An 11,787-nucleotide genomic window follows, 5' to 3' on the forward strand; every position below is an offset into this window, starting at 1 on the left:
ACTTTTTAATACAATTTCGTATTGACACGGATTATACGGAAGCGTATAGTTCTATACATGGTCAGACAAACAAAGAAAGCGACAAATGAGCACGCAAACTTATTTCGGATTGCCTAAAACTTACTATGCCCAACCTGCCACTGCATCGACTGCGGCACTCATGAATGGGCAAAACCTGATCGACGCCTTTGCAGAATGCAGCATGGAACAATGCGACAAACTGGCCAACCTTCTGGACCAGGGGCGGTATGAAAATTTTGGCAGGATGATGGCCAAGGTGTTACTGGACTGGCAGCAATAAATCTTGAACTGAAATTTGAGCACTGAATTGTCAGCACTTATTCAACAATGAAACGCGCTGCGACTGATCGCAGCACTGACGCAAAAGTATACGCTGGTGAAATCGGGTCGCCACCAATTTCACGCTTGCCGGAGTAGCGTCCGGCACCTTGTCTGCGCTGGCCTTGCACCTTCTGCTGCCGCGTTCACCCGCGGCGGGCAAGGCCAGCGCATCACATAGGCATCAGGTTTTTTCCAGCAACAACAGCCAGCCGCAATGGCCAGCGATAGCAATACACGTTTTACAGCAAGACATCACCCTGCATCACTCATTAAGTATCACCCCAAAAACTACATTGATTAACACGAGAACGAGTGCGTTTTTTCGCTGTGTATGCGCTCGTCTAAATTTTGTGAGGACTAGCATGAAAACATCCCTGACAGACTGGCTGATCACTGCCCTGGCGTATATCGTCATTTGCGCAGTGCTCAGCATCATCAATCATGAAGAAGACAATCTGCCCGGCGCAGACCAGCCTGAACGACAGGCAGCGCCTGCCAGCCAGGCTGCGGCAACACTGCATGCCTCAGTAAGCGCGCAGCTCAGCCAGAAAATGGCTCCGTCAACTGAGCGCGCCGCCCTGAACAAACTGGCGCAAGAGGCAGAACGCATGACTGGCTTTGCAGCGAGCGAACAATGAAACATAGCCGCCAATTACGCGCCGTCGGCAATGCCCTCTTCGATGCCCGCAGCAGCCAGTGCATGGCAATTGCCTATGGCTGGCAAGCCGAAGCGCATTACGATGCCAGCGGCAAGATCTGCAACCCCGACGCCCTGCAAGCCTCCGATGAAGCCATCGCCAATGCCCGCCTGTGGGCACTGGCACCCGAGCTGCTCGACAAGGCTCTGGCCCTGGCCGCCAGGCTGCCACAGGATAGTCAATGGTTTGCCGCCCACGAAGCGCAAGCCCTGCGTCAACTTTGTCAAACTTTAGAGAAAACCAGCACATGAACGATACACACGCCCTCATCAACCACCTGCACATGCGTGTGCGCATCATGTGCGCGGTGTACCGCATGATACGCAACCTGGGTTACAGCCGCCTGGCTGCATGCAAGACAGCGCTGCAGCACTGAGCGCTGGCAAAACGACGCAGAACAAGACAGAACGATTCATTTACCGCAAGGCGACAACCTCAATGGCATACGTCAATAAAGTGATCCTCGTCGGCAACCTGGGCCGCGACCCTGAAACCCGCTACGCCCCCAATGGCGAAGCCATCAGCAACATCACCATCGCCACCACCGATAGCTGGAAAGACAAATCCACCGGCGAGCGCAAGGAACGCACAGAGTGGCATCGCATCAGCTTCTTTGGCCGCCTGGCAGAAGTGGTAGGCATGCACCTCAAGAAAGGGGCCTCCATCTACATAGAAGGCAGCCTGCGCACGCGCAAATACATGGACAAGGATGGCGCAGAAAAATTTATCACCGAAGTCCGCGGCGACACCATGCAAATGCTCAGCAAAGCCAGCGCGCCAGCAAGCGGGGGCGATGCTGCCCAGGCAAGGACGCAGCAGCCAGCCCGCGCACCTGAGACCTGGGACAACATGGATGATGATTTGCCGTTTTGATCAACGCTAGAAACCGCACTTTAAACACAGTTAACAAGTAATAGCAGTCCCTTCTTCAAGAGAAGAAGTTTACCAACAACCGCCGAAAGGAAACGAAATGAAAAACGCCATGAGAAACGACATCGCCGCACGCTATGCCCAGGTAGCCAAAATCCTGAGTGACAAATTCCTCTTCATCGAAGACATCATGCACGAGCTGCGCACCTCGGAAAACTATGCCCGCAAACTCATCGCTGACCTGTGCTTCTCTGGCCACGTCGTACAACGTGCCACCCCGACCAACCGCGGTCGCAGCAAACTGCAGTTTGGCTGGCACAGTGGCAAACCCGCACCCACCATGTACACCCGCCAGATCAAGCCAGGCACAGACAAAATCCGCCGTACTGATCCACTCATGATAGCCCTGTATGGTGAAGCATGATGCAGGCAGACCAGCAGAACACCGGCATGACTGAGCAAGCCCCTGGTCCCTTGCGCGCCTCATGCCAGCTCCTGCCCTGGAGCCGCAGCATAGACCTGCGCCTGGCGCGCCGCCACGCAGGCAAGCTGCACACCGCCCTGCCCCTGCACTTCCAGGAAGTGCCAGAAGGCCAGCCCGGCCCACCTGCACTCTGCCTGCAATATGAAGATGCCCAGCAACTCATGGATGAACTCTGGAACTGCGGCTTGCGCCCCCATGACAATACTGGCAGCCAGGGCAGCAGAAGCCTTACCAGCAGCGCCGCCGCACTGGCAGCCACCGAACGCCATTTAAAAGACATGCGCGACATGGCATTTTGCCTGCTCGGTGCCTACCAGGCCTGATTCACTACTCACTACTCAATACTCACTACTCACTGCTCATCGTCACCAAAGGAAAACCATGGCCATCACCCGCGTCATAGGCCCGGACGGCCTGCCCTACCGCCTCACCTCACCCGATGAGATGGACGATGAGTTCTACCATGACTGGCCAGCCCCCGGCCTGCCACCCGCCATGCCAGGCCTGGACATCCCGGGCTTGCTGCCCAACACCTATCCTGGCCAGCCCGATGCGCAAGACCTGATGCCCTTCGCAGATATCCACAATACCGAAGACCAGCAATTACCTGCACGCCTGTATGCCAGATTGCCAGAGCGGGAACCCGGCACCCTGCCACCCGATACTGCCAGCAGCAGAGACTATATGTCCGGCCCTGCACCAGTCAAAGGTTTGCTATTGCGTGCCATGGCGGGTAATGATGAAGCAGCCGTGGGTGAGCCTAAGGTGCAGTTGAACGATCTGGATAAATGGTCACGCAATCCCATGGATGAGCGCGAGGAAGATGCATCTGCGGAGCAAGATGCAATGCGCGGGAGAATGGGGCTGCTTAATAGGTTTTCTGATCCAGATTCATGGGGTAAAAATTCAAATATGATTGACTCGAATAAGCAGCAAGTTGATACTTTGGAGAGTCGGGACCCAGTCTATCAAAATAATTTCATTGATATTCACTCTGAAAATGATCCGCTCTTCAATACCAATAGAGAATCCAGATTATTTAAAGATGGCACATGGCGACATGCAATGATTACCCCATTCATTCAAATAAGGCATCCCGACACATCTGAACTTGATACTTGGTCAAATCAGGCTATGGGTTTTGGCGAAAATCCAAATTCACCGACAAATTCCCTGCGATTCGTCATTGCCGCAAAAGGCGATAATATTTCCTCTTTAATTGGCAAGAGTGAACCACGGGATATTGGCAACTTCATGCATGCCAATGCCCTTGACAGTAGTCGCATTCAGATAGGGGAAACCTACATGATGCCTCAAAAAAATTACATCTATGGAGATGCAAGCAAGATCGGCCAAAAAGTATTGGATATAGATAATATGCGTCGCCTGTCCGCCGAACGACCAAGCATACCTCAGCAAGATTTATCAACGTCAGAAATTGAGTATCTAAGTAAGATGCTTAATCAAGACGTCCAGGGAAGCAAAAATATAATTCCAAAGGAGCCTCAATTGATGCGTGCTGGTGGCCTGCAAGCGTCACCTTTTGAAAGTACTCCACATTATGGTGCGATTGATGTTCGCGGCGGAGATGAGCGTTTGCGTTCTGTTCAAAGAGTTCCAAAAGAAATTCCTACAAATCATCTTCGACCCGGTGAATCTATCAAAGGCAACGTATTCTTTGGTGGGGCAGGAATGGACGGCCCCTATATCCAGGATATGGTTCGCGCATTTGACAAGCAAGGAATAAAATTAACGCCTGCAAACAGGGACACCTGGTCATATGGAACTTTATTAGATGCTGGTCCTGGCGTGCAAACGTATCGATACGGTCAACACCCGTTTCCGACGCCGCTTGAAAAATTCGACCAAAGCGGAAATCAGTTCAACCTCATAGGTTACTCCTACGGCTCAGAAGTAGCCGCACAAGTAGCCGTAAATTACGCCAAAGCAGGCACAAAAGTAGACAACCTTGTATTAATAGCATCACCAATCAGCGATGATTTTTTAGAAAGTGTAAAGAACACAAAAAATATCAACAATGTTATCGTATTAAATCTTGAAAAACAGGGCGATCCCATCAAAGCTGGCATACCACTCACATCTTTGATTGCAGGAGCACCTACCTTAATCAAGCAGATGCGGGCCGGCACCGGAGAAGGTCACTTTTATTATGCCCCTGACTCAGATGCAGGTAAGGAAAGAAGAAATGCGCTGGCCGAATATTTATACAAGCAAGGAGTTCGATGATGGCAGCTTGGTCGCAACGAGTAAGCATGATTTTTTATTTTTTTTCTTTGAGCATTAACTCTTTTGGATCGGCCTGGCTCATCTACTATCATTGGAATTTTTGGATGGAAGGTAAATTCTTTTTAGGTTCTGTTAGTGGAATCGTTGTGGCCGAATATGTCACTGTGAGCCTCGCATTGTGGCTCACTGGAAGATATCTCTATAAAAGAAAAGCATTGGATCTCGTCTTTTATGGATTGACAGCCATTCCCTTCTTAATGCTTATTTTCATACCTGCAAAATTCTATATTGACTGAACATCCATGGCGATCAAAGTGAAAACGACGTTAAAACGCTTATTCATATTGCTGGTCGCCGCAAGTAATCTATTGATCAGCGCTCCAGAGGCGCAGGCTTTGGAGCAAAAATTCGATCTCGAATTGAGGGTACTCAACGCTACAAAACATGTGATCGAAATCTGTCACGCTACCCCAACGGATTGCCGTGCCATAGTTCCAGAAGATACCTATGAAGATGGGCAAATCACAAACGGGAAGCAAGTTCCCAATTTCTACCGCTGGTTATATCGTGTCACCATCAATATCTGTGGAAAAAATGTGCGCCTAAGCAGGACGATCACGAATCCGGAACAGCAAAATAACGGTCGTGACATCATCTTTTACAGAATGACCATCACTGAAGAAGCTTATCAGCGAGTATGTAGTGACGAAAAAAAACCGACAGGAAAGCATCCCTGAAACCAGGCAATGCTTATTGAACGTACTTCGTTCAGACGGTCTCTAATCAAGTTAAGGAGTAGGGTGCGTTATAACGCACCGGCTGTGATGCAAAAAAAATGAGGGCGGCGGCAATGCAAGATCGCTGCGTCAAAACGCACCCTACGGACTGAAAACTACCACTTATCATTACATGGAAAGCAGGTAGTGAAATGAATCCAACTGTAAAAATTGATCAAAGTAAAATGCCAAAATTATCCAATTCAAAATAAGAGAGAAAAGAATCAATCATGAAAACAATTATGCGTATTATATTTTTTTCCTTCCGCTGATTTTTTCTTCAATCCTTTTTATTGAGATATATGAATATGATTTTGAAATTTACTCCTATAAAAATCAGGCGATAAAAGGGGCACCCTATGTAACCATATCGGTTGAGGGAAAGCATTACCGTTTAATAGGAAAAAGCAAAGATCGCCATGTCTTAACCATCCACTCGGGAGGCAGATCCATGAGCGTGGACATTACTTTTTTTAATGAAGACGAAGATATCATCAGCTACATCAAAAAATGTAAATTGATTGAGAAAGAAGAAGGTATTTCTTTTATTCAACCCCAAGGATCTTTGACGTTTATTCCTAAAAATGAATACCAATGAATACGCGAGATACAGTCCACGTAGGTACGATTAGCGCAGCGTAATCGTACGCATGGTAGCTGTCGCTCTCTATTCTTATTGAAAAACATGGCCACTTCACAGCAATCAAGTATAAGCCACGCGTCTGCTGAGATAGGAGGTGCTCATTATGAGATATGTTTTATGCCTCTGGTTGTTCAGACCCTGCATGCGTACGATTACGCTGCGCTAATCGTACCTACACTCGCTATATCAGGACGAATATTTTGCGAGGAGCATCACCGCGAGTAGGGTGCGTTATAACGCACCGGCTGTGATGGTAAAACGAGGATATTAACAATGCAAAATCGGTGCGTTACAACGCACCCTACGAGCCTCACCAAATAGGGTGCGCCGCGCGCACCGTCGTTGTTGGTGCGCATGGCGCACCCTACAAACATGCATGAGCACCTCTTGCGGCTTGGCGGTCTATGCCCAGCCTGCGTATTTACATCACCGCAATCAGGCGTACCCTGGCGGCATCTTGCTCGGCCGTTTCGCAGCGTTCTATGCAATAGCGCAGGTCTTCGATGAGGTCTTCATCGTCGCTTGCTTCGACGGCGGCTTGTTCCAGTACGCGCAGGGTGGCCAGCAGTTCGGCTGGGTTGACCCATTTGGCGTTTTCGGCCAGCCATTGTTCGGCTTCATCTTCGTCCATGTCGTCTTCGCTGACATTGAGTTCCATGTCAGAAAAATCGACAAACTCGGTCAGGGCGACGACATCGAGAGTAGCGCATTTTTCATCCAGGGCATCCATGCTGTCGTAGAGAAAAGCCAGGTCATCCGGGGCAAAATCGTCGGGGTCGTTTTCCAGTGTGATCCATAAGACGGTGCTCATTGCGCTTGCTCTCCCAAGTAGAGGATAATCAAAGATGTTTCTGCGCACGCTATGCCCTGATGATTTGGCAGGCAAGTTCGTGGCGATATACCAGTGTATGACAGATTATCTGGTACTGTAATGACAATAGTGTGACAATAACATGACTGGCCGCCCCTGCCCTGCGCAAGTACATTGTCAAGGCCAGCTATAATCCGGGCTTTACACTGGCAAGACTGTCATGCAAAACCAGCTCATCGCTTTATTAAATGCCCATGTCCCTGTTGACGCTACAGAAGCTACCCATCTGCGCCAGGCCCTGGACTTTGTCAGCAGCACTGCCGGTTGCTGCAGCCGTGCCACGCTGGCGGGACATATCACGGCATCGGCATGGATACTCTCGCCTGATCGCCAGTCAGCCTTGCTGACGCATCACAAGAAGCTCAATCGCTGGCTGCAACTGGGTGGGCATACCGACGATGCCGATGCCAGCATACAGGCTGCCGCTGCGCGCGAAGCGCGGGAAGAAAGTGGCATGACTGATTTGCAGTTAGTGAGTGCAGCATTGTTCGATGTCGATGTACACCCCATCCCTGCCAGAGGCAAGGAGCCTGCGCATTATCATTACGACTTGCGGTTTTTATTCCAGGCGCAGCATGAAGACTTTAGCGTCAGCGAAGAATCGCATGCGCTGGCCTGGGTGGGGCTGGCAACGCTGGCGGCAGAGAGCAGCAATACATCGGTCGCCAGGATGGCGAGGAAGAGTTTGAGTGAACGTAGTGAACGTAGGTACGATTAGCATAGCGTAATCGTACAAATCGCAGACATGCCATATCGCCAGTCATGGGCAAAGATATGAAAATTTCCCAAGTTGTTAACGCAGTTTTGGGGCAAGCAGTCATTGCCATGGCCCACATGCGTACGATTACGCTGCGCTAATCGTACCTACGATTTACCTGGTCAAGCCGTCTTACATTTGACCGCACCCGTAACAGCTAAACCGGCTCTCTCGCTTTAGTTCATCGTTCTCCCTGCGTGCTATTGTTTCGTGAAATTCCTTGTCGAAACGCTGGTCCCCGGCAATGGCAACTTCCACATAGCGTGCTTCTTCGATTTCATCAACGATATCCAGCACTGTTTGATATGGCAATTTTTTTGCAGGCTGCAGGGTGACGCGTATCTGTGTCATATAGTGACTTGAATGCGGCAGGTATATACCCAATTCTGTGCGTGAAAAAGACTGTCCGTCTATTTCCATGCGGCTATCTTGCCTGATCTTGACGGTGACATCGACCTGCTCAATACCTGGGCCACTACACCCCGGGATTTTTATTCCCTGGAAAAAATCCCAGACATCATCAGATGAAAACACCAGCATGAAGGCGATCATCATCCCCAGCATGGCTGTCAGCAATGGCGCTGCGTTGAGCTGAGATAGGCTTTCGTCACAGGCATCATCAGCATGCGCTATTTGATATTGTCTATACATGAATGAGAGCGTTGTCCAGGTTTGCCATCAGTTCTGGCTCTGTTTTATGCTGATTTGGCACGTAGCCTCCCTTGTCGTACTGGCATGACAACTATAGCAGCCAGTGTTGCTTTGTGCAAAGCGCAACGACTATTTCAGTATTTTTGCTATCTGCCCATTATTTTGAGCTAGTATGGTAAGGACTTCTTAAGGGGAGGCCAACATCTTATGAACAGCTTTTTCAGACTCTGGAAAAATCAAATACTGATCCTGGCGGCAGTGCTGGTGCTTGCCTTTTACCTGGTCTTCCTGAGTGCCGCGCCACCCTACTGCCTGAACCTGAACCGTTACCTGTCAGATCAGGAGCTGCTGGAGATCGTGGTTGCCAATGAGATCAGTCATGGCTATGTCAAATTGGACAATGAGAAAATGTCTGCCAATGACTATGTCAGCCAGCACTCGGCATGCTGTCAAGTGTATCGCGCGCAACATAAGAAATGGTATGAAACCCTGCTCTCATCAGATAGTTCAAACACCGAGATCGATTATTGGGTAGAGTTTGTTTATCAAAATAAAGAAGACCGCTATGTTGCTGCGCTGGTTAAATTGGAAGCCTGTGGAGATGTAAAGAAACTTCTCAGATTAGGTGCCCCAAAAGAGAAAACACCCCAGCAGTTGAAGGGTAATGCATAGTATCACCCTGGCCAATGCCAAAAGCAGGCAGTAAAAGTGAAGTCGACAATGTTTGGTTATACTAGAATGCATTTCATCAATACGAATGAAATGCATTCGTATGAAATGCGTGTGAATAACTGACTGCATTTTGTAGTAATCATCTTTTAAGGCAGGGAATATGAAAATCTATTCTGAAATCATCGTTCTGTATGAGCATGTCGCCATGCCCGGCGAAGATGATTTTTGTCCGGCATTCTGGCAAGCAGAAGAATTTGATTCAGAAGGCGATTTTTATGGCGATGACGAAGCCAGGGACTGGACCACGCTCAAACTCAGCAAGCACTATGCCAATGGCCGCAATAGTGACTTCCATTTATATGTACACCGCGAAAAAGGTGGCGACACCACGCATGAACTGGCCCGCTACATCCAGTACCGCAATGAAGGCATGTACAAGGACAAGAAAAATCTGCAAGAAGCCAGGAACCTTTGCGTAGCCGCACTGGAAATCCGCGCTGCCTCTCTCGAAGACTACCGTGAATTTCTACGCACCGTGCATTTTTTCCTGGAACACACAGGCGGCATCGCTGCCAATGTGGGTGGCTTTGATGCCTGGGATTTCAAGACGGAGTTTGTGGATTAATGCTTGCGCAGGTTGCGCCATTTTTAAACTCGGCAGGGTGCGTTATAACGCACCGGTTCTGGCGCTCAAACCCGCATGACACCGATGCAATGCATCAGCTCGTGTAGCTCGCGTAGGTACGATTAGCGCAGCGCAATCGTACGCATGTACGCATGTACGCATGTACGCATGATCAGCAGCAATTTTCTATGCCGCTTCAAAAGCACGACAGCTTTATGATATTGTATCCAGCATACATTACACTCGTGCAAAGAAGGACAGGCGGCGATCATGGGATTTGCTTGAGGTCTATAGCTATTGCACGCATCGCATGCGTACGATTACGCTGCGCTAATCGTACCTACGGGCTACTGGCCGCGTGATTTTACCGTCTACGTCATGTCACGCTATCAAAGCTGCTTTACAATGATGCCTGGATAAATAAGCAGCAGCATCTTCATGAATGAAACAGATTTCTGGCACATCGTTGCCGTCACCAATCGCACGGCGCGCTACCAACGCTATCGCGCCGAAGACTTGGAATACCATCTCAGCAAACTAGCACCACAACTCATCGTCGAATTTAATATCTACTTCGACAAACTCGTCAATCAAGCGGAGACCGGTGACGTGTATGGCGCAGGATGTCTGTTGAATCAGGACTATATGTCTGACGATGGTTTTTTATATTTCCGTTACTGGTTGATCTCTATGGGACAGACTGCTTATGAGCAGGCGCTGCTTAACCCGGACAGCATGGCCATGCTGGAAATTGTCCATGATCGTGATGGATCTCCAGATGTGTATGATGAGTCTTATTGTTACGCTATCTACGATGCTTATGAAAAAGTAACTGGCAAACAAATCTTCGATGAACCCAGCGCGTGGGAAGTAGATAAGAACTCAGTAAAACCTGAAGATTTCAACTGGCAGGATTACACCTACCTTACACTGGAACAGAAATTCCCACTACTCTGGGCCAATTATCTGGCCAGTGAGCCAGATCGCGAAGCGGCGTATAAACGATTTTCTATCAATAGCGAAGGGATCAGTGGAGAATGGTAGCTTGTGTAGGGTGCGTTATAACGCACCGGTTCTGGCATTCAAACCTGCGTGACACCCATGTAGTGCATCAGCTCGTGTAGTTCGCGTAGGTACGATTAGCGCAGCGTAATCGTACGCATGGTCAGCAGCAATTTTCCATGCCGCTTCAAAAAAGCACAACAGCTTTATGATATTGAAGCAAGCATGCATCACACTCGTGCAAAGAAAGGCAGACGGCGATCATGGGATTTGCTTGAGGTCTATCGCTATTTCAGGAATCACATGCGTACGATTACGCTGCGCTAATCGTACCTACGTCCCTGGGAATATCGCCGCCAAGGCAAGTGGCTTTGATGTCTGCGCTTCAAGAAAGAGCTTGTGAATTGATGGTTTGTAGGGTGCGTTGTAACGCACCATCTCCCTGGATCGCCAAAGCTCGCGTAGATACTGTTATTCCAGCTCGTGTAGGTACGATTAGCGCAGCGTAATCGTACGCATGGTCAGCAGCAATTTTCTATGCCACTTCAAAAAAGCACAACAGCTCTATGATATTGAAGCAAGCATGCATCACACTCGTGCAAAGAAAGGCAGACGGCGATCATGGGATTTGCTTGAGGTCTATCGCTATTTCAGGAATCACATGCGTACGATTACGCTGCGCTAATCGTACCTACGTCCCTGGGAATATCGCCGCCAAGGCAAGTGGCTTTGATGTCTGCGCTTCAAGAAAGAGCTTGTGAATTGATGGTTTGTAGGTTGCGTTATAACGCACCACTTCCCTGGATCGCCAAAGCTCGCGTAGATACTGTTATTCCAGCTCGCGTAGGTACGATTAGCGCAGCGTAATCGTACGCATGGTCAGCAGCAATTTTCTATGCCACTTCAAAAAAGCACAACAGCTTTATGATATTGAAGCAAGCATGCATCACACTCGTGCAAAGAAAGGCAGACGGCGATCATGGGATTTGCTTGAGGTCTATCGCTATTTCAGGAATCACATGCGTACGATTACGCTGCGCTTGTATGGTTATAAGTGACGATTTCTGGGAAACTAGAAAGCGTCGGGGTGGAGGGACAACGCTGCGCATCTGCAGTTTTAGCTGACAGACTCGATTAGAACTCTCCCAC

General features: G+C 49.1%; 17 protein-coding genes. 15 read left to right on the forward strand and 2 right to left on the reverse strand.

All coding sequences use genetic code 11. The annotated features are described in order from the left end of the window. Positions 1-85 precede the first annotated feature (85 nt). The 11 genes from ACO0LC_RS27485 to ACO0LC_RS27535 all read left to right on the forward strand — a co-directional run bounded on the left by ACO0LC_RS27485 (position 86) and on the right by ACO0LC_RS27535 (position 6,015). Positions 86-301 (forward strand): hypothetical protein, encoded by a 216-nt coding sequence (locus ACO0LC_RS27485; protein ID WP_423009167.1) that lies wholly within the window; start codon positions 86-88, stop codon positions 299-301. Between the two features lie 403 nt (positions 302-704). Then, positions 705-980, forward strand: a complete 276-nt coding sequence (locus ACO0LC_RS27490) for a hypothetical protein (RefSeq protein WP_423009169.1) — start codon at positions 705-707, stop codon at positions 978-980. After that, positions 977-1,291 carry a hypothetical protein gene (locus ACO0LC_RS27495; protein ID WP_423009171.1) on the forward strand — a complete coding sequence of 105 codons (315 nt, stop codon included), beginning with the start codon at positions 977-979 and terminating at the stop codon, positions 1,289-1,291. Before ACO0LC_RS27490 ends, ACO0LC_RS27495 begins: the two co-directional genes overlap by 4 nt. Next, the gene (locus tag ACO0LC_RS27500) at positions 1,288-1,416 is read left to right on the forward strand and encodes a hypothetical protein (RefSeq protein ID WP_423009173.1); all 129 of its coding nucleotides are present in this window, start codon (positions 1,288-1,290) and stop codon (positions 1,414-1,416) included. The genes ACO0LC_RS27495 and ACO0LC_RS27500 overlap by 4 nt, the downstream gene beginning before the upstream one ends. A 62-nt stretch (positions 1,417-1,478) precedes the next feature. Then, positions 1,479-1,913, forward strand: a complete 435-nt coding sequence (ssb, locus tag ACO0LC_RS27505; protein WP_423009175.1) for a single-stranded DNA-binding protein — start codon at positions 1,479-1,481, stop codon at positions 1,911-1,913. Between the two features lie 97 nt (positions 1,914-2,010). Further along, entirely contained in the window at positions 2,011-2,334 is a 324-nt protein-coding gene (locus ACO0LC_RS27510; RefSeq protein WP_423009177.1) for a hypothetical protein, read from the forward strand. Further along, positions 2,331-2,717 (forward strand): hypothetical protein, encoded by a 387-nt coding sequence (locus ACO0LC_RS27515; RefSeq protein WP_423009179.1) that lies wholly within the window; start codon positions 2,331-2,333, stop codon positions 2,715-2,717. The genes ACO0LC_RS27510 and ACO0LC_RS27515 overlap by 4 nt, the downstream gene beginning before the upstream one ends. A 58-nt stretch (positions 2,718-2,775) precedes the next feature. Continuing rightward, entirely contained in the window at positions 2,776-4,641 is a 1,866-nt protein-coding gene (locus ACO0LC_RS27520) for a hypothetical protein (protein WP_423009181.1), read from the forward strand. Further along, a complete protein-coding gene (locus ACO0LC_RS27525) occupies positions 4,641-4,937 on the forward strand; it encodes a hypothetical protein (protein WP_423009183.1) in 297 nt (98 codons plus the stop codon). Before ACO0LC_RS27520 ends, ACO0LC_RS27525 begins: the two co-directional genes overlap by 1 nt. A gap of 6 nt (positions 4,938-4,943) precedes the next feature. Further along, the gene (locus tag ACO0LC_RS27530) at positions 4,944-5,378 is read left to right on the forward strand and encodes a hypothetical protein (protein ID WP_423009185.1); all 435 of its coding nucleotides are present in this window, start codon (positions 4,944-4,946) and stop codon (positions 5,376-5,378) included. 490 nt (positions 5,379-5,868) lie between these two features. After that, positions 5,869-6,015, forward strand: coding sequence for a hypothetical protein (locus tag ACO0LC_RS27535; RefSeq protein WP_423009187.1), 147 nt, complete (start codon positions 5,869-5,871; stop codon positions 6,013-6,015). 466 nt (positions 6,016-6,481) lie between these two features. Here the strand turns inward: ACO0LC_RS27535 and ACO0LC_RS27540 are convergent, their stop codons facing one another. After that, positions 6,482-6,871 carry a hypothetical protein gene (locus ACO0LC_RS27540; protein ID WP_423009189.1) on the reverse strand — a complete coding sequence of 130 codons (390 nt, stop codon included), beginning with the start codon at positions 6,869-6,871 and terminating at the stop codon, positions 6,482-6,484. 220 nt (positions 6,872-7,091) lie between these two features. Between ACO0LC_RS27540 and ACO0LC_RS27545 the strand changes: the two genes are divergently transcribed. Next, positions 7,092-7,649, forward strand: a complete 558-nt coding sequence (locus ACO0LC_RS27545; RefSeq protein ID WP_423009191.1) for an NUDIX hydrolase — start codon at positions 7,092-7,094, stop codon at positions 7,647-7,649. Between the two features lie 171 nt (positions 7,650-7,820). Here ACO0LC_RS27545 and ACO0LC_RS27550 read toward each other — a convergent pair whose 3' ends face one another. Beyond that, positions 7,821-8,339 (reverse strand): biopolymer transporter ExbD, encoded by a 519-nt coding sequence (locus ACO0LC_RS27550; protein ID WP_423009193.1) that lies wholly within the window; start codon positions 8,337-8,339, stop codon positions 7,821-7,823. Positions 8,340-8,546: 207 nt separating this feature from the next. Here ACO0LC_RS27550 and ACO0LC_RS27555 point away from each other — a divergent pair, with 207 nt between their 5' ends. From ACO0LC_RS27555 to ACO0LC_RS27565, 3 genes are all read left to right on the forward strand, one after another. Beyond that, positions 8,547-9,011: a hypothetical protein gene (locus tag ACO0LC_RS27555; protein WP_423009195.1), complete on the forward strand. Its 465-nt coding sequence runs from the start codon at positions 8,547-8,549 to the stop codon at positions 9,009-9,011. Positions 9,012-9,171: 160 nt separating this feature from the next. Next, a complete protein-coding gene (locus ACO0LC_RS27560; RefSeq protein WP_423009197.1) occupies positions 9,172-9,636 on the forward strand; it encodes a hypothetical protein in 465 nt (154 codons plus the stop codon). Between the two features lie 438 nt (positions 9,637-10,074). Further along, positions 10,075-10,680 (forward strand): DUF4240 domain-containing protein, encoded by a 606-nt coding sequence (locus tag ACO0LC_RS27565; RefSeq protein WP_423009198.1) that lies wholly within the window; start codon positions 10,075-10,077, stop codon positions 10,678-10,680. Positions 10,681-11,787: the final 1,107 nt, after the last annotated feature.

Origin of the sequence: Undibacterium sp. JH2W (assembly GCF_049340425.1) — a bacterium.
GTDB lineage: Bacteria > Pseudomonadota > Gammaproteobacteria > Burkholderiales > Burkholderiaceae_D > Undibacterium.